This window comes from Paraburkholderia sp. RL17-337-BIB-A, assembly GCF_046025895.1.
GTDB classification, from domain to species: Bacteria; Pseudomonadota; Gammaproteobacteria; order Burkholderiales; family Burkholderiaceae; genus Paraburkholderia; species Paraburkholderia fungorum_C.
The window spans coordinates 1896112-1917166 of record NZ_JARESY010000002.1; the positions used below are offsets into that span (position 1 = coordinate 1896112).

Consider the following 21055-nt stretch of genomic DNA (forward strand, 5'->3'; position numbering starts at 1 on the left):
TGCAGGCGCCCTCTTCGACATATCGCGGGCAATGGAAAAAGTGGATTTCGGCGCTTGCATCCCGTCCGTGACAATCGAGGAGGCGGAATGCGTTGCAAATTTCTGCTCGACAACGTGCCGCTACCTTAGGCGTGCTGCCGTGATGGCGCATCAGGGGGTGCCGGTTCGCCCCTGTGGAATTGGTCCAATCGAATTGTGCGCGAAGTGCAGGCGGCCAGTGGATACATCAGCGTTTCACCTGACGTACACGGAAACCGATATCGCCATCACACGGGACCTCGAATTTCAGCCGCTGCGGGTCAAATACATCGCAATCCTGTGTCGGGATTGCTGCGGCTCCGCCAGTCGGTCGGCGGGGGCTGTTGAACACCCTTCGTCACTGTCCACTGCGCGTGCGGAGAGCTAAGGCCTCGCTGCAAGGCGGGTAGCGTTGAACGTCTAACCTCAGTTCTCTATGGCGCCCCAATCCAGTCGATGTCGGCTCACCGTTTGACTGTGGCGCTCATCATCCTCCGCGTGCAGATAGATGCTGGTGGTGTTCAATGAGACATGGCCAAAATTGTCGCGAATCAGTCTGAGGTCGACGCCACCGTCCGCCATGCGGGAACCCGCCGTATGCCGAAGCCAGTGTGCCGATGCACGCTCGAGTTCTGCGGCACTGGCGAAATGTGTTTCACCTCGCGTCCTCAGCCACTCGGCTGTCCCGTTGAAAATCCCCTTAATGGCATCGTGTATTGCCGAGCGGCTCAGGTTCCGGATGGGGCCGCCAAGCGGCACTACGAGTGGCGTTTCCTCGCCGAGCCGGGGAAGTGAAGACATGGCCATCGCGGTGCGATAGCGCGACAGCTCGGTCATCAGCTCCGGTGACACCGGCACGATTCGCTCCTTACCGCCCTTCCCGAACGTTTCCAGCCACCACTGCTCCTCGGCGCGGTCGGAAAGCCGACGAAAAAACTGCCCCATGCGCCCCGAAGCCACCTCCGAAATCCGTAGCCCCTGCAGATAGAACAAGGTTACGAGCCAGCGACTGCGCGCATAAACAGCCCTTTGCTGCGGGGTGTCCTGCGGCAGCTGAGCGACGAAATTTTTCACCTCGTTCCACAGTGGCGCGGGCAAATACCGCGTAACGCGAGGTTTGGCCTGTTTGTTCTGCTTCCTGACCAGTGCGACCGGATTGCCTCGCAGATAGCCGGCGCTAACGAGCCACGTGAACATCGTATTGATGATCACCATGGTCTGCCGCTGACTCGCGGCAGACAACGGTCCGTTAAACGGTCGCCAGCGCGGATCGGCGCGCCCGAATGCGCCACCAGTTGCCGAAACCCAGCTGGCAGCCGGCTGTGGGTCAAGCACGAAGGCTCGATACCGCAGCAAATCTTCGTGCGTGAGCGATGACAGGGGCTTGCGCGCCTCAATAAGTGCCCACAGCAGCAGTCGTTCTCCCTCTTTCCGATAACTGTCGAACGTCGATTTTCTGTCAATGAAGTTGGAAAGCCACGCGCGCACGGCTTCCAAGTCGTTCTGCGCCGCCAGCTGCGCATGAGCCGGGTTCGCGCGATTGGAGCCGCGATGACCGCTGAGATGATCCGGAACCACCAGCATTTCCACCGGTGCCACGCTGATGATGAGGGCGTCTGCCACGTTGAGCCTCGTTTTATACGTCTCACGCGATTCTAAGTGCGTTCGGGAGTATCGGCACGACATTATGCGAATAATGTCGTGCCGAACTGCCTCATGTGTTGTGAATTTAATTTAATACATTGTATTATCAACATCTGACAAGATAAACGGGGCGCACGACCACCATGACCATGGAAACTGACGTCGCAGACGTGCGCGAGCGCCTGCAGGACACGCAGGCGATTTATCGCGAAGTGTGTGCCCTGCTGTTCTTCCGGCATGGCGAAACCCCGACTGCAAACCGGCTTTACCAGCTGGTTCGCAAAGGCAGCATGAGCGCGCCCGCCAAAGCGCTGCGTGACTTCTGGGCCGAGATGAGGGAAAAAAGTCGCGTCGACGTCGGCCAGCCGGATCTTCCAGGCGAAGTCGCCGCAGCAGCCGGAGAGCTGGCCGCCCGCTTCTGGCGCATGTCCCTGGATGAGGCGAACGATTCGCTGGCAGCCTTCCGCGTCGACGCTGAGGCGGCCATTGAGGCTGCACAGCAACAGGCCCGTGAAGCCCTGGCTCGTAGCGAAGCAGCCGGGGCGGCGCTCGAAGAAGCGAATGCAAAATCGAATGATGATCGGCAACGGATTGCCGCCCTGGAAGTGCAACTGGCCGAGCAACAGGCGGCCAACGCTGCGCTGCGCGAAGAGCTCGCCGGTGCCCGCAGCGAGGCCAGGACAGCCAATGCCGCACTGGCTGATGCCCGTCGGGACTTTTCCGTCGAGCTTGAGAAGCTCCGGGAATCGGCGACGCAGAATGAGCAGCGCCTCATTGCCGCCGAGCGCCGGGCGCTGCTTGAAATCGAGGCTGAGCGGGCGGCTGCGTCGCGCGCCCGGAAAGAACTTCAGCAGGCAAATGAACGTGTCGCCGCGTTGGAAGTGACACACCGGCAGGAGCGCGATACGCTTCGCGACGACCTTGCCGGCACGAAAGCACGGCTTGCCGCCTCGGGCAGCCGATGCGGTGAGCTTGAGCGGCGACTGGAGCAGAAAGATGAAGAACTGGGTCGCGCGGCCGAGACGACCGTCGATCTGCGTCGACGGATTGAGTCACTTTCCGTCAAGCTCGAGGCAGGTCGGGAGGCGCTCCCTCCTGCAGTTACACTGCCCAAGCGACGAACGAAGACGGCTCGACCTGTCGCGCGGCCTATCAGGTTTCACGTCATGCCATTGCAGAGGAAGGACTGATACTTCGCGCGCCGCCGGTTGTGATACGTGCGCAGGCATCGAATTAACAGCCGGCCGGTTTGCCGCCAGGTCGCCGGAAAAGCATGCATAGGCTGCGTGGGTTCGAGGCTCAGGTTCTCGAGCACCATCTTTTTGCCAGAAATCCGTCACGTCGTGAACTGCTCGCCATGAATGACCGTCAAGTGTTGCAACTGTATCCGCCCAGGGACCGAGCCTCTGCCGCATCTCTGTTCGGCTTCGCGTCCTTTGGCTCGGCGCGCAACATTGTGCTGCTTGGCGACCCAGGTGCTGGCAAAACCCATCTTTTCAAATCGGCGGCGGCCGCTGCTGGTGGCCGTTATCTGACGGTACGTGCATTCCTGAACGCGCCGCCTGTCTGTAGCTGCAACACGATCTTTATCGACGCGCTCGATGAAAAACGCTCGATCCGGGGCGACGATGACGTGGTCGACGCGATTGTGCAGAAGCTGTTCTCGAACCCACCAGCGAAGGTGCGCATCTCGTGCCGCGCGCAGGACTGGCTTGGCGATTCCGATCTCGAGGCCTTCCGGCAATATTTCGACAGCTATGGCGGAGTGACTGTGGTCAGCCTGTCAGCCCTGTCATCGCAAGAGCAATACGAGGTGCTCCTCGAGCACGGAATGAGCCCGTCGGAGATCGAAGGGTTTCTCGGGAATGTCGATGAACACGGTCTCGGCGATTTCAGGAACAATCCGCAGGATCTCAAGATGCTCGCCACATCTGTGGCAAGCGGTAAGTGGCCTGCAACGCGCGCGGATTTGTTCGAGGAGTCCACCACCCTGTGGCTAGAGGAACAGAATCGAGAGCACTCCCGCCGCGACGAGCTTTCCGCCGAAGTGATTCGCGAGGTAGCGGGCGCGCTTTGCGCTCTGCGGCTGATTAGCGATATTGAGGGTTTTGCGCTAGACCGAAGCAGTCGAGACGCTGCGCACCCTGACGCATCTGATATCCCTTTTCTTGACACGCCGGTTGTCCGCGCGACGCTTCAGAGACGCGTCTTTACTTCGATTCCAGGTATCGCAGCGGCTGACTACACGCATCGTACAACAGCTGAATATCTCGCCGCAGGGTGGCTTGCATCCCAGCTCGAAAAAGGCTTGTCCTTCCGGCGGCTTAGCGCCCTGCTTGGGCACAATGGCCATCCGGCATCCGAGCTGCGCGGCCTTCATGCCTGGCTTGCGGTATTTGCGCCTAAGTTCGCCGGGCAACTTGTCAATGCGGACCCGTATGGCGTGCTGTCCTACGGCGACCCAGCTTCGCTTGCGCCTGCCCTGCGCCTTTGTCTGCTGCGCGCACTTTCGGGCCTTGCTACAAAGGATCCCTGGTTCCGGTTTGGGGACGGCGGGCAACGGACCGAACGTCTTGCCGGCATGTCCGGCCCGGAGATGACGGATGAATATCGTTCGATCATGCGCTCACAACCGGCCAACGCACTACGACCGCTTGTGCTTGAGGCACTCGCCGTCGGCGCCCCGAATCTAGCGTTGAGGGATGACATTGCAGTTGTCATGACAGACAGCAAGGCGCTTCAGGTGGAGCGGGAGAATGCGCTGGCGGCACTCCTGAAGTCAGGTCGCGATGGCGAAGCCGCCGTTCTGCATGCCTACAGGCACGGCCTGGGATTTACTGCACCTGACCTCCAGCTTCGGGCCGAAGCGATTGCACAAGGTTACGGAAACCTGTTCGGCCCTGACGACGTGACTGAGCTGTTTGCAGCGGTTGAGCGTTGCGACGAGAAGTTGAGCAGACGCCTCTATCTGTGGCATCTGTCCGACGCGATTCCGGTATCCGACATACCAGCGGTACTCGACAGCATGTGCGTGGCCGCCGAAACGCCCTCCCCTGATTCGCCGGCGCGCAACGAATCAGTTGTGTCACACGCTTTGAGCCTGATGCTCGGCAAGCTTTTCAAAAGCGACCAGCAGATTGCGCCTCGGAGCCTCTGGAACTGGCTGGATAGGCTCAGCGGCGACAAGGCTTCGGTGACGGCCTACACGGGTCTGAAAAAAGCGTTGTCCGAAAGGAAAGCTGACGTCATGGCTGCAGTTAGAGTGGGCCTGCTTCAGTTGCCCGCCGACACGAACCCGTATCTGTTCTTCCAGCGCCTTCAGGCGATGACGGCGGGCGCGATTGATGTCACAGAGTTTCTCGACACGCTCGCGAGTGTCATTGAGTCGACTTCGCCAGAGGACACAGGTTTTACAGTCGTATATGAGCTTGCCATCTGGCTGTTGTATGGGCGGACAGCCGAGCGTCCTGCTCTTTTCGAACGATTGTACGAGTTAGGTGAGCAGGAGGGCCTTCGGGCCCGCAGGGACGCCATGCTGGTCTCCGAAATCTCCGAATGGAGGGCGGCTGATGCCAAGCGCAAGCGCGACGAGCGCGCCCAGGCCGAAGCAGCGAAAGTGAATGGTATGTCGTCCTTCTCCCGACACGAGGCCGCAATTCGCGCAGGCACGGCGTCTGGATGGATTGGCTGGGCCGCCGAGGTGTATCTGGGGAAAAGGGCCGACGTCAACCATGGCCTCAAACCTCGCGGTCGTCTTTCGGAATTCCTTGGCGACAATTTTGCCGAGTCAGCCCTGATCGGCTTGATCGCGACGATTGAACGGCCGGACATTCCCGACGTCGAAACCATTGCGGCCAGATCCTTGAACGGCTCAATACCACATTGGTGGCTCGCACTTGTTGCCGGACTCGATGCGCGTTGCGAGCGACACGCCGGCATCGAAGGGATTCCAGACACACTGGTTGGAGCGGCGTTGGCGATCGACCTTGTCTGCCCGACCAGCGAGCGGGACGGGAACACGTCGCGCCGCAAAACCTTTGACTGGAAAACGACGGCGTTGCTAGGGAAACACTGATTTAATCGACGAGTTTGTAACCGCCGTGACGTAGTGAAGCGTTGTTAGAGCTGGAACGACGACAGAGCGATGCGGATGCGACAAATCAGTTTTGCGAGTGCGGAACAGCAAGGCAAGAAGCGGGTTACGCGGCGCGAGAAATTCCTGGGTGAGATGGAGCAAGTCGTGCCGTGGTCGCGCTTGCTGGCAGCATTGGAGCCCCACTACCCGAGAGGCACGAGGGGGCGCCCGCCGATTGGGCTGGAGCGGATGCTGCGGCTGTACTTTGTGCAGCAATGGTACGCATTGTCCGACGAGGGGCTGGAAGATGCGGTGAGCGACAGCGCGGCCATCCGGCAATTTGTCGGTATCGATCTGGGACATGAGGAGGCGCCGGACGCGACCACGGTGCTGAAGTTTCGTCGGCTGCTGGAGGCGCACAAGCTGACTGCGGTGCTGTTGGAGGAAATCAACGCGCACTTGCGCGAGCGCGGGCTGATGATGCGCGAGGGAACAATGGTGGATGCCACCTTGATCAACGCGCCGACCTCGACGAAGAATCGCGACAAGGCGCGCGACCCTGAGATGCATCAAACGAAGAAGCGTAATCAGTGGTACCACGGGATGAAGGCGCACGTGGGCGTTGACGCTGAGTCGGGCCTGGTGCACAGCACGCACTACACGGCAGCCAACGAGTCTGATGTGGCGCACACCCATGAGGTGCTGCACGGTCAAGAGGATCACGTGTTTCTCGATGCGGGTTACACGGGGGTGCACAAGCGCGAAGAGATAGTGAAGGCGCAAGCCGACGGTGCCATCAAGACAGAGGTGCGGTGGTCGGTGGCGATGAAGCGCGCCAAGCTCAAGGGCATGGCCGAAGGGCCGCTGAAGCAGTTGACGCAGGCCCTGGAAAAGGTCAAAGCGCAAATCCGGGCGCGGGTTGAACATCCGTTTCATGTGGTGAAGAACTTGTTCAACCACAAGAAGGCACGCTACCGGGGCCTGGCTAAAAACGGTGCGCAGTACGATACCTTGTTTGCGCTGGGCAATTTGGTGATTGCAAAGAAAGCGTTGTTGCAATCAATGGAGAACTCCGTCTGCGAGGCGCCATAGAGCGCAAAAACGGGGGCGAAAGCCCCGCAGAAGTGAAAATTCTCAGTGGCTAGCGGGCAAATCCGCTGCCGCCTCACGAAAGAATCCGCATCGTGCGCACAGCGTTGCACGATGCTGCTTTGTTCAGCGTTTCCCTAGAGAGGCCCGGACTTGCGCTCGATGTCTATCTAAAGGTGGTACGGACGGACCTCCGTGCGCGACCGCAAAGCGTGACAGGCCTTAGCGAGCTGCTTTCAATGGATGAGTTTGCGTGGTGTCGTGCTTCTGTGGCGATGGAGGTGTTGAACGGTTATCCAAATCTGCCCGAGCATTATCTACGCCGCTTGATGGAAGTCGTGGTAGCCAACGTTTCAATCCGTGACGACTTTCTGGCGCTCGCGAAAAATCGTCTGACGATAGGCTCACTCGAACCGCACGCTTACCCATATTGGCAGGTATCGGCGGTCCTTTTGCAGCCTGACGAGTTTGAGTCAGGATTCGTCGAGGGCGCCAGGATCCATGTTGCCCTGCTCTGGACTTTGAAAGACTTCGGCATAGCCGGGAGAGGCTCGCGCCGCGTAATTCCGACTTCAACACTTGAGCGCATTGTTGTCGTCGCGGCGAGCCATTTCCCCGATGCTCCGCACCCTGAAGGCGGATGGTCGGGCGATCGCAACCCGTGGGATGGCGCAGAATTCGTGAGGAGGCTTATCAACGTGATTGCTCTCGACACCAGCGCAGCCGCGACAGCCGCACTTGAGCGCCTGGCGAACATTGACACGCTGTCAACCTACAAAGACTATCTACTTCATGCCGCAGCGGAACAACGTGCACGCCGGCGTGATGCAGAATATCAGCAACCCGACTGGACGCAGACTATCGCTACCCTGTCAAACGGCGCACCTGCGAACGTCGCTGACTTCCATGCGTTGGTTGTGGACACTTTTCACGATGTGAGCACATGGATTGCAAACGCGAACAGCAATATCTACAAGCGTTTCTGGAATGAGGACAGTTTTGCCCGGATTAAAGACCCGAAATCCGAGGAGAGTGGTCGAGATGTTCTGATAGATTTCCTTCGCGACCGTCTCCGCATAAAAGGCGTCTCTGCTGAACCTGAGGGCCGGATGGTTCACGGCAAGCGCGCAGACATTGTCGTGACATGGCGTAATTTCAAGATACCGGTTGAGATCAAGCGGAACTACCACGCTGATGTCTGGGCCGCTCCGATGTCGCAACTGGATCGCCTCTACACGCGCGACCCAGGTGCATCAGGGTACGGCGTCTACATTGTTTTCTGGTTTGGCAACGTAGCGGACAAGCCGATGCCTCGGCATCCCGAGGGCGTTGCTTTGCCCGCTTCCGCTTCCGGGATGTCAGCCCAACTTGTCGACCTGCTGCCAGACGAGCGCCGGTCACACATCGCAGTCGTCGTGATCGACGTGAGTGGGCAGCCCAAAGCGCTTGAAGTTGTCGCATCCCGCGAACGGGATGCCTAACCGAATTGGCAGGACGGGCACCGATCTCGCCGGTTTTCACACACATTTCCGTCGCGGACTACCGGTCATCCTGCCCGCCAAGCTGCGCGACGGTACCCCCTATCAACCGAAATCCGCATCTAATGCTTGACGAAACACATGGGGGACCTCCAACTAACGAAAGATTGCCAACAGCTCGCCAACGTCTCCACGTTTATCGCTCGCCGCACTAACCGAACGGCGTGCGCTGTAGGTGTGAATCTCAGCGCCAGCGTACAGCTGGTGGGCGAACTCACAGTCGTGATTCGAAATTGCAACCGGTATCCCCTGCCCAGCAAGCTCTCTCGCGAGCTGGGCAAGTTCCAGCTGACGCTCCATACCGAAGACCGCCGCGCCGTACCCAGTGAAGCTGGCCGCATCGTCCCGGTCGCAATATGGAGGGTCCGCGTAAACAACGTCGCCAGGCATCGCGGAACGCATCACCCATACGAAGTCGTCAGACACAAAAGTTGCGCGTTGGGCCTTTTCATGGAAAGCGAGAATTTCCTCAACAGGAAACTTCGGGGAGCGTGATGGCCGACCGTACGGCACGTTAAACATTCCCCTTTTGTTATACCGGCATAACCCATTGAACCCATGCTTATTTAGATAGAGAAACTGCGCCGCTCGTAACATCCCACTGCTTTCCGTGTTGAACGACGCTCTGACCTCTTGGTATCGCTCCTGTGACCGATAAGACTCGTCGAAAAATGGCTCTGCGACTTCGATGAATTCATGAGGTCGTGCCGCGACTTCCCGATACAGTTCGACGAGGTGCGAATTGCTATCGCCAAGCAGGTACTCCTCGTAGTCTGTTCCAAGGAAAATAGCACCCCCACCCACGAATGGTTCGAGGAGTCGCCTGCCGCGCGGGAGCAGCGAAACGACATGCGGCAGAACTCGAGTCTTGCCCCCGACCCATTTGAGGAACGGCCGGCGCGGCGACGTCGCTTGAGATATTGGATGTTTTTGCATCCAACGTGAAGCACGTCGTTTTATCCGGCCGGACTCCCCCTACCGGCCTCCACCGCACAAAGGGGCAAGAAGCGGTCGCGCTGGCACACCTCGCCGTTCCCTCTGACACTTCGGTCGCCCAATCCGGACAGGTTCGGTGCGATGCGCTTTTGTGTTCCGATGAGCTATGCAACAGCGCTGCGCATTAGCGGCGCCTTTCCATGAACATAGTCTCGCCGCGTGAAGACACGTGGTGGCATTTGCCTTTTCTATTTCGTCGAATAGGCAGTCACCCGATTTCTCATCAGATGCACGCCATAACGTGCAACCTGCTGACATGCACATCATGGCGTGCAAACTCGATTGTCATAACCGCCAGTGCCACACACGGCACACCGCATCGTCTCAGAGATACGCACGACATCAATAAATCCGCACATCACATCATTTAACGTATTGATTTATCTAGGCAATATTAATTTTTACTCGATAAATACCAATCGAAATAACCGGACCCCCAATCCGGCCCGTTTAAATATTTGGATATTTTTAAAACCCCCTTGTTTTATACATCCCTCGCAAATATGATTTGCTCGTTCTATTAATTTTTCCGAGCAAATCGCTCGAGAACTTTACCTGCCAAATAATCAAGTTATGGTCGACAAATCATTCACCGGCGCCAAAATCTACACATACGAACCGGACGGCTCTGCGCCCGAGAGACTCAGACCGTTTGTAGGCGAGCCTTGCCTCCTTGTGAGAACCGATTCCCCTCGCTGGGCTAAATACGCCGGAAAAGAGGCTCCGTGCTCTTTGCTCTGCTTCCGCGCGCCCGACGGGCCTGTACTTGTCCTTAGCTACCGCATTCGCGAGTGCTTTTTGTTCGTGGTTGCCGACTTCGGCGACCCGGAGGTATGTCGACTGCTTGACTCGTGGAATAAGAAGGGCAGTTTGCAAACTCGGACAGTCTTCGGCGACAAGATGCTGACGGCCCTGGAGCCAGCGAAACGGCTTCAGCAGTTCGACGGTTTCAGGGATGAGGTACGACACCACGACGCGCATGCATTCGTCCGGAGTTCGGTGTTCCTGCGAGAAGCTGGAATTCTTGAGCAATATGCCACTCTCGTTGCAAGCAAAAGCCCCGTGCGCATCGCCAAAAGCGCGCTCACAGTCGACGTGCATATGCTTCAGACGGAAAAGCTTGCGGACGCTACGCTCGCGTACTTCATGGAACATCGGCCGGAGATATTTGACAACATGTTGCAATCAGTTGCGATGCACTGAATCCGCAACGTAGTCAGACCGCATCAGAGAAATTCCTCCATGGCCAAACGAAGCTAGGAACCAGCAATACGAAATCCAGCTTTCTAAAGCCACGCGCACGTAGTCGTTGCAGGAAGCCTTTAACCCGCGAATTAAAATGCAAACAGCTCAAAATATAGTGAAACAGGAAAAACTCTCAGCCGGAGACCTCAATGACGAGCTGCTCGACTCCATCCACGCCTATCTCGAGGAGGTAGTGGACCCGTGTTCGTTTTATGTTCCGGCTCGCGAGTTATTGACGAACAGGGAGGTGCTGCCGGACGAACAGTGCGTGCTCGTGGCCCTTCCTAACAGAGCGGCGTCAGGCTTTCCAGCGACCGCAGCGAGCTATGGTGCCATGGTCATCACTACGCCCGGGGACGAACATCTCGCTGCTCTTCTTCTTCGCGACGAGGCTATCGCCTTGCCACACCATGCCTTCGAAGCGTGGGGCGGCCCGCGTGCCCGGCGTCTGCTGGTTGTTTACCAGTTCGCCGACGCGGTAATCCTGGAAGAAGTCCCGATGACCGAGTCGCTCGTTGAAGACCTATCCATTTGCGCGGTAACCGCCCAGTCTGGAAGCCGACCGACATACGCCGAGCTGCTGGATAACGCGGATGACACCTCGTCGGATAGTCCACTTCAGGTTCTGGATAACCGACATATCCACAGAAAGGATACAAAAGAGGACAAGTCTTCGTCCGCATAGTCCATCCGGCACTTCTGCGTCCTCGTCCCCATTTTATTTGCCGAACAGAGAGATACCCACTCGCTGTTTTTCATCGCGCACACCGCCCGCGTGCTCCTAAACTTGAGTCACTTATCAACAACAATGTCCCAGATTATCCAGAGGCAGGAGACATCTGCTTCAACCAACGCGGTGCAGTCTTCCTCGCAGTCAGCCGCAGGCACGATCATCGCGACAACCGCGCCAACAGTACAAAGATTTTTCTGCGAACGCTCAACGCCAATACTTGACCGAGTATGGCATCTGTCGCGGCGGCATCGCGATACCTGTTTCCTGGTCAATCGCACCGCTTTGCCGGATGAACTTACACAGCAATTCACAGGGAAAGGATGCATCGTCGTCTCCGCGAAAACACAGTGGGACGTCGCGGCAGCCTTTCATTCCACGGACGCCTTGATCGGATACGCAGAGCTTGCGCTGCCGGCAGCCGAGATGAATCAACTCAAGGTCTTGCTTGCCTTTGACTACAAGACTCTGCTCATCGATTTCGAAGGCCTGCGTAATCGGGTTTTTCACATTTTTGAAGCCGAACTGCCCATCGTCTACAAGGCACAAGATTCGTGCGCTTTAGTGGTTCACCCGTACCATCCGCAGCATCTCGACTCGATGCTCAGCGCGGCGAGCGTCGGCCTCACAGCAGACTGGGACTGCACAGGACTCTCGTTCGAGGACGAAATTCGGCGCAGACTCCGGAGCAACTTACCGCGCAACGTCATTGTTGTTACCGACTGCATTGACATGACGAGGGCACCTGAGAGCGCGGAATTCGAAACTTAGCGCTTCTGCCTAGGTCAGCGGCGAAAGTGTCTCGCCTGTAATCAATACCCCTTCTTACCGCCGCACGCCGCCAGCCGCGCCACGATGCTGGCAAGCGCCGACGACAAGCGGCCTGCGATTCACGATACCCACCATCCGCACTGCCCCGCCTTCCTGCAGGTACCCGGATAGCCCCCGAGGCTTCCTCCACAACGTTACCACCCGCGCCTCTCCTTTATCTCTCGCGCATTAGGCACGACTCCAAATTTTTTCGAGAAATTTCGACGAAAGGCTAAAACCGGCTAAAACCCATCGCTTTACCTGTTTCCGCAATCGCAACAAGGAATCAGGATGTCGTACTCGAAGGACAACAACACACTTAAAGTCGCAGAATTGTTTGCTGGAGTCGGTGGATTCCGAATTGGTCTGGAAGCCATTCACGGAACACCCTTCTCTGTGACATTCAGCAACCAATTTGAACCATCAAAAAAAGTTCAGCACGCCAGCACTATCTATACGTCGCACTGGCCGAGCCAAATGCATATTAACCAAGATATTTTCGAGGTCCTTGCGTCCGAGTCAGGGCGCGAGGCAATACGCGAGGCATCACCGGACGTGCTTTGCGGTGGTTTCCCCTGTCAGGATTATTCGGTAGCAAAACCTCTGTCGCAATCCAACGGGCTTGCCGGAAAAAAGGGCGTCCTGTGGTGGTCTATTGCCGCAGTCCTCAAGCAACGCAAAGAGGACGACAAGCCGGTTAAATACATCTTGCTTGAGAACGTCGACCGACTGATTTCCAGTCCGGCATCGTGCAAGGGACGCGACTTCGCAGTCATCCTTTCTACTTTGAATTCGCTCGGGTACGCAGCCGAATGGCGCATCGTCAACGCAGCAGACTTTGGCTACGCGCAGCGTCGCCGGCGAGTTTTCATCGTCGCTTACCATGAGTCAACAGGCGTCTACCAGAACATGAAGACTGCGGGCCTTGCGTCCGCCAGTTCCGGGTGGCTTGACCATTCAGTCCTCAACGACGCACTTCCCTGCGTTCCTCGCAATCCTCTTGACGGTGCCACGCCGGCGTCAACCCTTCATTCAGACCCGTTCGACGAACAGCTCCATTACCGCCCCCTCTCGAATGGCAAATCGCCATTTTCAAACTGCGGATTGATGCTCGACGGCGCAGTTCGAACCTTCGCTGTCGACGCGGCAGAAATCGCTGACTTCACCGAGTTCACCGGTCAAGCAACGCCGCTTACGCTCGGGGACATCGTCAGCAGGACTGGTCCAGTTCCGACAACTTTCTACATCAAGAGAGAAGACGAGGAAAAATGGCTCGCCGCGAAGGCAGCAAAGAAAACTCCCCGAACGAAAAACGGTTTTGCATATAACTATTCAGAAGGTGCAATGTCGTTCCCCGACCCCTTGGACCGTCCGTCGCGAACGGTCATCACGTCAGAAGGCGGGACGACCGCAGCGCGCACAAAACACGCAATCCGCGAGTCCAGCGGCCTACTTCGCCGCCTGACTCCAGAAGAGCTGGAGGCGCTCAACGGATTTCCCCGGGGCCATACCGATATGCCCGGTGTTTCGGACGCCACACGCGCAGCGTTAATGGGGAACGCGCTAGTTGTGCCTCTCGTGACCCGAATTGGCGAGGCGTTGCACAAGGCCCACGTCCGATACGCGAACGCAGGATAACACGCGCAGCTATATCAAACACACGAAAATAACTGAAGGACACAATGATAATCGACCCACAACCCTTCCGCGAACGCGTCCACGGCGAAGTTTACGAGGAATCGCAACGCTACTACACCGATGACGCTATGGCCGATATTGGCGATGCGGGCGCAGACTATCCATCGCGGGATTTGCAACGCGCCCTTAGCGAAGCTGCGCGCCTCATTGATGTTCACGATGACGGAAGTGTCGCCTACTACGAATCCCTTGACCCCGACGTCATCGGCGAATGGGTCTTTGGTAGCTCGTGGAATAATCCTGACCGCTACGACGCAAAAAATGTGGCTCTTCTTCGAGATATTCTCACGCTCTATTGCGATGTGATGCGTTGTGCTTCCGTGTACGCAAACCACACGTACGACGATACCTGGCGCTTGCTGAACGATGAGAACTGGCTAGATACCCTCGGTTTCTCGGAACGTGCGTTTGCAATCGACAGCCTTCGACACCCGGGGTTGCGTAGGGCTGCTCAGGCGATTATCGAGCGCAGGCGATTTCGTTCGCGTCTGTGCAAACACGACAGCGCTCGCCAGGCGCAACATTCGCGTCTGACTCCTGTCGACTGGCCGGAGCTGTTTGAACCTGTCGAGCCGACAGAAGATACCGGCACGTACGGTCGCGTCCTCTACGAAGAGCTACCCGAGCGAATCCAGGATTTGATTGACGAGCAATCTGTTCTCGTCATCCGATGTGACTCGCTGAACGAGTCCGAGCACTCGGCACTCACCCGCGCGGCGTCAAAGCTCATTTTCGGAATTGACGTCTCTGGAAAGCCAGCCACTTTCGAAGTATTTGCAGGCGGTCTGTTGCGGATTCCAGTTATCGCGAACCGCAATCTGCTAAAAGAGATTCGAAGCCACCTGACGGTTGTATACGTGTTCGCAGACTACGCACTTCTCATCGAGTATCCGTGGCGTGGCATGACAGGAAAAGCGCGAATCGCCTCCGCAGAGTCTTTAGAAATACAGGCCTTCAAGAATCCGGCTCTCGTGCCTTCTACCGTAACGAATGACCTTCTTCCATGCAGGTTCATAGTCAACCGCGTAGAAGGACTGCCGACAAGTCGTCTGGACCTCTGGGCGGACGACGTCCCTTTCTAAGTCATCCGCACGCGTATTTCACATATCACACCACTCGACATCATGTTCAACCACACCAACTCTGCCGTGCCGCACGACGACGTCCTGCGACTTTTCGAGTACGCCAAATCATTGCTAGACCTGCATCAGGACACGGGCGTCGAATTCTGGAGAAACATCGATGAGACCGCTCTCGAAGTTTGGGTCCGCGAGGACCACGCTGACAAATCGAAACTTCTAGGCTCGCGCGACACGCTTACAGACCTGAGAGAACTGTTGTCCAGGCATCTCGCGAAGATGCGATGCGCCGCTGAATGGGTTCATCGCATCATTGAGGTGAGTGGCAACTCTCACCTCAAACCTGACGGCAACTATCGTCCTCCATTCTGGTCCCTTTGCCATAACTATCCTGCCCTCATTCGGGACTGTTATGGGCACGAAGACTTGCCGCACGCAATCTTGACGCTGATGAACAGGTGGTATCTCCCGTCGCCATCAGGCGACGCGGCGGGTGTCATGCAATTTCTGCAACACACGCTCATCAAGACGTCCGACAGCGAACCGCTTGCCCGTTTCCTTGCGGAGCCTTGGCTAGCCGGCAACCGATTTTATGTCGACCGCGACTTGCTCCAACCCATCATCGGGAACGCGACCAACGAACGGAAGGTTTTGATAATACCCCGGTTGAAAGAGTGGCAAGAGAGTTCACACGCGCTAACATCCGCGAACGCTACGCCTGTGATTGAGAAAGGCACGTCAACAGAGCGACTAATCGAAACATTCTCCGATGGCTTGCTCCGCCTTTCGATACTGGGCAGTAGCGAATACCTTGAGTTGGTTCGGAGTCGCATCGCCGTGCTGTATCTGCTCGATACCGGCGCATTGTTCGTGGAATACCCGTGGCATCGTTTCGGTTCTGGTCAACGTAGGTTAGACCAGCCACACGCCATCGCGTCTGGACAACTTCCAGTTGAGGGAGCGCAATACCCAGTCGAGCGACGTGACGATATGGCAGTAGCCGTAAACTGGATTGGAGAACGCATCACCGAGCTACCGAAATGGCACGTCGATACGGGAAGGTCATCAACCTGACTCAATAACACGCCGCTCAGCATGCGCAGTGCATGAGATGTGCCGTTCAAATGTCTAACAGGCCGTTGAAATATCCGTCGTTGATGCGCTCAGATGCATTACGACGGATGCTGGGTTTGCACTTTTGAAACGCGGAACACGTTTGCGGGCATTCGGCGTTACTCGCGGGTTCACCATATCGGTGTTATCCATCGCTTCCTGCCCCTCAACCGGCAAGTGTGCGCATACGCGTCAGGTTGTAGCCGACCTGCGTCAGCACGAAGAGCTGGTCTACGCGTTCAAGTCCCCGATACATCGCTTGTCGAATTCGTCCGACTGTCTTGCCCCATCCGAACACCTGTTCAATGCGCTTGCGCTTTTGCTGGCTGACGGCGTAGCCGGCCCAGCGCGTAGTTCGCTCGTCAATTGCTGAAAACCTCCTGGACGCCCATCGTTTTGCGCCACATGCGGCGTCACACGGTTCGCTCGACAACTGGCCACGAAACCGGCGGTGTCGTAGTTCTTGTCCGCGCCGACCGTGATGCCGAGCGGCGCAACACTTGCGGCATCGGCAAGCATCAGCTCGGCCGCGTCGCGCTCGGCGGTGCCCGTCGCCAGCGTCACCTGTGCGTTGACCACCAGGCCATGCCGGTTGTCGGTCAGCACGTGGCCCATATAACAGAGCATCGCCCCGGTTCCTTTGCTCTTGCGAAACAGGCGCGCCTGCTCGTCCGTCGTCGATTGGTGCGTCGCGTTACTGCGCTTCTGTCCGTGCCAGTTGTCATTCGGCGCGGGCGGTTCGTCAGGAGGCGTGTCGTCTTTGTCTGGACTTGCCTTGGGCACAAAGCTCTTGTGCCCGGCCCATGCCTGAATCAACGTGCCGTCGACGCTAAAGTGCTCCCCGGAAAGATATCCGCGCTCGCGCGCGGTCTCGACCGTCTCGTTGAAGAGCAACACCAGCACATCGTGTTCGAGCAACCGGTCGCGGTTCTTGCTGAACGTCGAGTGGTCCCACACGGTCCCGTCCATCGGCAGGCCGACGAACCAGCGGAACAGCATGTTGTAGGAAATCTGTTCCACTAGCATGCGCTCGCTACGAATCGAATACAGCACCTGCAGCAAAAGAGCTCGCACCAGCTTCTCCGGCGCAATGCTCGGCCGACCTCCTTTCGCGTCAGCCTCGTACATCCGCGCGAACACATCGTCCATGCGTTTAAGCGCGTCATTGAGCCAGGTGCGAATCAGACGCAACGGATGGTCCTTCGGTACAAAATCGTCCAGCTTCAACACCGTGAACATTGACTCGGTAAAACCATCTGGCCCACGCATCCGTTCCATCTCGCTCTCATTGATGACATCAGTTCAACGTTTACGCCTGCGTCCCGGATGACCGCTACATGAGGTATTTCACCGGCCTGCTAAAAGAAGCGCACGCATTTTCCTCGCGGGCGCCTTGTCTCAGGATGGTCGGTGCGAACCAGCACCTGGCGAAAAGGAAGTCGACAATTTCCGCCCATCAGGCTGTCAGGATGTCCCAAACACGGAAGCTCTTGACTATGGGCGTCCAGTTTTCAGCGTCCGGGTGATTGCGATATGAATCGGGATCTGAGTCAAGCAAGCCGTTGAAGACCTCGAGCACGATCCTGCCGCCGACCGGACCAAGTTGCGTACCCGTTTCCGTCGCATTCTCGAGAAGGTCGTCCTCCGAAAACTTTCCGCTTCCGAACTTGGCGACGACATGCTGTTGTGCTTCGGCCAACACGTAAAACCAAAGCGGCGTTGAGGCCTTAAAGATGGCGTCGATTTCTCTATACTGGAACGTCTTGCTGGGAGACGAAGCGATCTGTTCTCGAACCATCAGCTTCACCGAGTCGGGAGCAATGTCCAGGCTGGCAGCAACCTCCTGGCCGGATGGCAACTCAAACGCGGCGCCGCGCCAGAGATTTCTGACAATCAGCGATGGCGGTGGATCATCGGCGACCGATGCCGGGAGAGAAGCCAGAGGATTCGAAACTGACGTGTCGATGCGATACGCAAACTGGAGACGCGGAGCGCCAGGAGCATCGTCCGGCGCGACGTTCTTTCCTCCCTTTCCGGCGGGTATGCCAGGTGCCGGATTCATGGTATTCCCCGCTGCAGTGCTCTCAAGAGACGAGTCGGGAAAGAAGCGGCGCCAGTCGCGGATCACATGATTGACGGGCAACTTCTGAAATCCCACGAGGCTCTGTTCATCCATCACGCCGTCGAAAATCGGAAACGACTGCCCGTCCTGAAGGAAGTAGCCGTTGCGTACCATAGAGTGGCCAAACCGGTACGCCGCCCCAGCGAACTCCAGCGGAATGCCCGATCGATTTACGGAGACATAAAGCTTGAATGCGTTTTCGTCTTGTGACTTCCCTTTGGCGTTCGGTCGACGAAGCTTATCGAAGTTCTCAATTACCTCTCGACTGACGATCCGTTTCAGATAGTCTTCAACCAGAACTTTCTGGTAGGTCCAGGTGACTTCCTGTCGGGCGGCCTTGAACAATGCCTTTCCGTTCAATCCTCGAGTGGCCGAAATCTTCCTTGCCATCTCGTTGTGAAAGGCTATGAACGCTGCATGGATCTGGCTGACAATGGAGTTTTCGTCGTTTCGTTTGTCGCCTATGATCGCCAGATCCGCGCTGTCGCGAAGCAGGTCACGGCGACCGCTCTCCGCATCAAGCACAGCACCCTGAACCAGGAACACGCCGGTCGGATCGTACATATCCGGTCGGTCGGTTGGTCCCTGCCCATAGAGACAGTCCAGATCAAAGCGCGGCGTGCGCTGCGACAAGGGTGACACGCTTCCGTCGAATGTCGAAACCGCATCAAACGACAGATCATGGTCGACAAACTGCCCGAAGTAAGTGTAGCCGGCGGGAACAAACATGTTTTCCTCGGCATCGGGCCCTGGGTCAACCGAATCTTCGGCAGCTTGCATATCAAGGGCCAGCCGCGCCAGATCGCCCTTGCTGTGCTGATCAGATTGCGCTGGCAAGCAACGAACAAACAAAAACTGATTTTGGCCGGCGGCGCCGTGCCTCGGAATATCGCTCATCATCGCTCCTCGGAAAGTTGAACGCGGCTTTAATGGCGATCCAAGTCGCACGATATGGTTGCGTTCACAATAGGTATTGTTTTACCTAGCGCGACGAAGTATAGGTATAGCTTACGTGTTGCCAATGGGTAAGTTGCATATCGAGCGTGCGGTAGCGCACAGACGAAATCATAGCCCTACAGGAAAGCGGCTCACCGACAACACGGCCCGATATCAATCCGTGCCATGCTCTCGTGCTTCAGACGAGTTTTTGTAAACCTTCCATTTTAAAAAATACCCGCATCCAGTAATTTTTTCTATGATTTCCAGGCGGGTTTCAAAAATAATATTTTCTCTCAGCCTCAACGGCAAACGTAGTTGCATAGTTGAAGTTGCAGCTATTCACAGGCGCTGTAAGAAAAGATCATCCATCTGGCTTTGGATACGTTACGACCTGAGATTTGCGAGGAGGAAATATTCAGATACCACTCATTCGATGAAGTCTTCGCAAATGTGGCGCATTCCCCAGCGCGTTTCCTTCCTTCGTGCTCATTGAGCCCAAATAGCTTGACGTGCCGCAGAACGACGATCATCCGCCCCACAACATCAGTTCCGTCGGCGAGCAACGCAGTTCCTCCCGATGAACATTCAACAGCTTTCGACTTAAAGCTATTTAGCAGGCCAATTCAGGCGATCCAGTCAAACGACGCATGCGTATCATTGCAGTCCTAACGGCGAGGTCCGCTGAAGGCACAGCAGATTCGCACGCGTGCTCCCTGCCTCTGTCGGCGGAGCAGAGTCGCCGTCGCCACGTCACAGTTCCAAAACAAGCTCGCCCACTGTTAGGAGTCGCATACCGACCTTCGTGAAAGCAACAATCGACACAGAGATTCTTCTGCCATGCCAAGGATGTAACAGAAGGTTCACAAAAGTCCTCAAATATCTCTGTTGACACGCATATGAAAAAAGTTCGCTGTGTCTGCATTTTTGATCTAGAGTTATCACGACGTCTGAATCCGCGCCAATACGAAGCGAAGCAGATTTTGCGGATCGTGGCCTTACCTTCCTTGCAGCCTGAATTGCCCCTTCCTTAAGATCGGAGGGCGGGATGTCGTTTGCTTACCGTGATTTGGATGAGATTGATCTCGTACAGGAAGACTGTTCGAGGGCAACCATACCCGGGAGAATAAGAATGTCCAACCGCTTCCGCAGCTCTACATCGAAGTATGTGTACGGCGTTTTGGTGGGGCGCATCACAGATGGCCAGGAAAACCCGCACGGAAATTCGCCACACTACGAAATCCTGGTTGACGCAGCTGGCACGACATACCGTGTTGCCGTGAACATCCAGTCTGTCGAAGGGAGCGAGGTACTCGCCTTCTTCGACCCGAAGTATTCAAACAACACGAAGCTCGACCTGAACAGCCTTACGGACGGCGTGCACGGCTTCAAGGCGCTCTCAGATGGGCCCGGTGGAAACGGGCTTGACTACGTTCGGGACGACCTGTTTCCTTTCGAAAAAATGGCGCCCATTCCGCCGGATGGCAGCGGAGTCACACTCTCCGCCCTGCTTGACGCACAGATCGAACGTGCAAAGCAGGATTCCTTGTCGGTAGTAGTAGCAATGGGCGACAAATTTGACGACTCGCAAACAACGGAACAGGTTGGATTCGCCACGGGTCGCGGCGTACACGATATTCACATGATGCAGGGTAATAGCGGCCACTTCGCAGAAGACAACCGTATCAACGGAGACGGCGCTTTGTTCGTTCGCTTTTCAGGCGGCGAAACGATTGCCCTCTTTGTCAGGTTCTCGTCCCAGGCAACCAAAACTGACGACCACGGAAATCCGACGGACTCTTCCGATCAGTGAGCAATGCGTTATGCCCGACCGATTCAGTAACAGATCTGGAGCGTACTTTACCTAAGAGCCTTACACGCTTGCACACAGAGATCGTCCAATTCAGAGGGTTAGCATGCCCCGCCAACAAGCGCTTGTGCCCCGCCTGTGCCCGCACCAGG

General features: G+C 56.8%; 14 protein-coding genes and 1 pseudogene. 11 read left to right on the forward strand and 4 right to left on the reverse strand.

The window, feature by feature from the left end; translation table 11 throughout:
* Nucleotides 1–444 precede the first annotated feature (444 nt).
* Nucleotides 445–1602 (reverse strand): tyrosine-type recombinase/integrase, encoded by a 1158-nt coding sequence (locus P0D84_RS29390; protein ID WP_408346104.1) that lies wholly within the window; start codon nt 1600–1602, stop codon nt 445–447.
* Between the two features lie 203 nt (nt 1603–1805).
* Here P0D84_RS29390 and P0D84_RS29395 point away from each other — a divergent pair, with 203 nt between their 5' ends.
* The 4 genes from P0D84_RS29395 (at nt 1806) to P0D84_RS29410 (ending at nt 8307) form a co-directional block, all read left to right on the forward strand.
* The gene (locus P0D84_RS29395; RefSeq protein WP_408342429.1) at nt 1806–2852 is read left to right on the forward strand and encodes a DNA-binding protein; all 1047 of its coding nucleotides are present in this window, start codon (nt 1806–1808) and stop codon (nt 2850–2852) included.
* 83 nt (nt 2853–2935) lie between these two features.
* The gene (locus P0D84_RS29400; protein ID WP_408342431.1) at nt 2936–5737 is read left to right on the forward strand and encodes an NACHT domain-containing protein; all 2802 of its coding nucleotides are present in this window, start codon (nt 2936–2938) and stop codon (nt 5735–5737) included.
* Between the two features lie 75 nt (nt 5738–5812).
* A complete protein-coding gene (locus P0D84_RS29405; protein WP_408346107.1) occupies nt 5813–6829 on the forward strand; it encodes an IS5 family transposase in 1017 nt (338 codons plus the stop codon).
* Nucleotides 6830–7065: 236 nt separating this feature from the next.
* Nucleotides 7066–8307: a DUF8371 domain-containing protein gene (locus P0D84_RS29410; protein WP_408342433.1), complete on the forward strand. Its 1242-nt coding sequence runs from the start codon at nt 7066–7068 to the stop codon at nt 8305–8307.
* 153 nt (nt 8308–8460) lie between these two features.
* Here the strand turns inward: P0D84_RS29410 and P0D84_RS29415 are convergent, their stop codons facing one another.
* A complete protein-coding gene (locus tag P0D84_RS29415) occupies nt 8461–9300 on the reverse strand; it encodes a DNA adenine methylase (protein ID WP_408342435.1) in 840 nt (279 codons plus the stop codon).
* A gap of 858 nt (nt 9301–10158) precedes the next feature.
* Between P0D84_RS29415 and P0D84_RS29420 the strand changes: the two genes are divergently transcribed.
* The 6 genes from P0D84_RS29420 (at nt 10159) to P0D84_RS29445 (ending at nt 15996) form a co-directional block, all read left to right on the forward strand.
* Nucleotides 10159–10563, forward strand: coding sequence for a hypothetical protein (locus tag P0D84_RS29420; protein WP_408342437.1), 405 nt, complete (start codon nt 10159–10161; stop codon nt 10561–10563).
* Nucleotides 10564–10699: 136 nt separating this feature from the next.
* Nucleotides 10700–11290 carry a hypothetical protein gene (locus P0D84_RS29425; RefSeq protein ID WP_408342439.1) on the forward strand — a complete coding sequence of 197 codons (591 nt, stop codon included), beginning with the start codon at nt 10700–10702 and terminating at the stop codon, nt 11288–11290.
* 123 nt (nt 11291–11413) lie between these two features.
* Nucleotides 11414–12106 (forward strand): hypothetical protein, encoded by a 693-nt coding sequence (locus P0D84_RS29430; protein WP_408342441.1) that lies wholly within the window; start codon nt 11414–11416, stop codon nt 12104–12106.
* 330 nt (nt 12107–12436) lie between these two features.
* On the forward strand, nt 12437–13783 hold the full coding sequence (gene dcm, locus P0D84_RS29435; RefSeq protein WP_408342442.1) for a DNA (cytosine-5-)-methyltransferase: 1347 nt from the start codon (nt 12437–12439) through the stop codon (nt 13781–13783).
* Between the two features lie 44 nt (nt 13784–13827).
* Complete coding sequence (locus P0D84_RS29440; protein ID WP_408342444.1) at nt 13828–14925, forward strand: hypothetical protein; 1098 nt, start codon at nt 13828–13830, stop codon at nt 14923–14925.
* A 42-nt stretch (nt 14926–14967) separates the two neighbouring features.
* Nucleotides 14968–15996: a hypothetical protein gene (locus P0D84_RS29445; protein ID WP_408342446.1), complete on the forward strand. Its 1029-nt coding sequence runs from the start codon at nt 14968–14970 to the stop codon at nt 15994–15996.
* Between the two features lie 205 nt (nt 15997–16201).
* Here P0D84_RS29445 and P0D84_RS29450 read toward each other — a convergent pair.
* Together P0D84_RS29450 and P0D84_RS29455 are read right to left on the reverse strand one after the other, a co-directional pair.
* A pseudogene (locus P0D84_RS29450) lies at nt 16202–17304 on the reverse strand (IS5 family transposase).
* 187 nt (nt 17305–17491) lie between these two features.
* Nucleotides 17492–19054, reverse strand: a complete 1563-nt coding sequence (locus tag P0D84_RS29455) for a peroxidase family protein (RefSeq protein ID WP_408342448.1) — start codon at nt 19052–19054, stop codon at nt 17492–17494.
* A gap of 1171 nt (nt 19055–20225) precedes the next feature.
* On the opposite strand from P0D84_RS29455, the gene P0D84_RS29460 reads away from it, so the two are divergent.
* Nucleotides 20226–20906: a DUF2278 family protein gene (locus P0D84_RS29460; protein WP_408342450.1), complete on the forward strand. Its 681-nt coding sequence runs from the start codon at nt 20226–20228 to the stop codon at nt 20904–20906.
* Nucleotides 20907–21055 lie beyond the last annotated feature (149 nt).

Coding starts and splice junctions, on each gene's coding strand:
- P0D84_RS29390 (WP_408346104.1), bottom strand. CDS start 1,602: ATGCTGGTGGTTCCGGATCATCTCAGCGGTCATCGCGGCTCCAATCGC.
- P0D84_RS29395 (WP_408342429.1), top strand. CDS start 1,806: ATGACCATGGAAACTGACGTCGCAGACGTGCGCGAGCGCCTGCAGGAC.
- P0D84_RS29400 (WP_408342431.1), top strand. CDS start 2,936: ATGCATAGGCTGCGTGGGTTCGAGGCTCAGGTTCTCGAGCACCATCTT.
- P0D84_RS29405 (WP_408346107.1), top strand. CDS start 5,813: ATGCGACAAATCAGTTTTGCGAGTGCGGAACAGCAAGGCAAGAAGCGG.
- P0D84_RS29410 (WP_408342433.1), top strand. CDS start 7,066: ATGGATGAGTTTGCGTGGTGTCGTGCTTCTGTGGCGATGGAGGTGTTG.
- P0D84_RS29415 (WP_408342435.1), bottom strand. CDS start 9,300: ATGCAAAAACATCCAATATCTCAAGCGACGTCGCCGCGCCGGCCGTTC.
- P0D84_RS29425 (WP_408342439.1), top strand. CDS start 10,700: ATGCAAACAGCTCAAAATATAGTGAAACAGGAAAAACTCTCAGCCGGA.
- P0D84_RS29430 (WP_408342441.1), top strand. CDS start 11,414: ATGTCCCAGATTATCCAGAGGCAGGAGACATCTGCTTCAACCAACGCG.
- dcm (WP_408342442.1), top strand. CDS start 12,437: ATGTCGTACTCGAAGGACAACAACACACTTAAAGTCGCAGAATTGTTT.
- P0D84_RS29440 (WP_408342444.1), top strand. CDS start 13,828: ATGATAATCGACCCACAACCCTTCCGCGAACGCGTCCACGGCGAAGTT.
- P0D84_RS29445 (WP_408342446.1), top strand. CDS start 14,968: ATGTTCAACCACACCAACTCTGCCGTGCCGCACGACGACGTCCTGCGA.
- P0D84_RS29455 (WP_408342448.1), bottom strand. CDS start 19,054: ATGAGCGATATTCCGAGGCACGGCGCCGCCGGCCAAAATCAGTTTTTG.
- P0D84_RS29460 (WP_408342450.1), top strand. CDS start 20,226: ATGTCCAACCGCTTCCGCAGCTCTACATCGAAGTATGTGTACGGCGTT.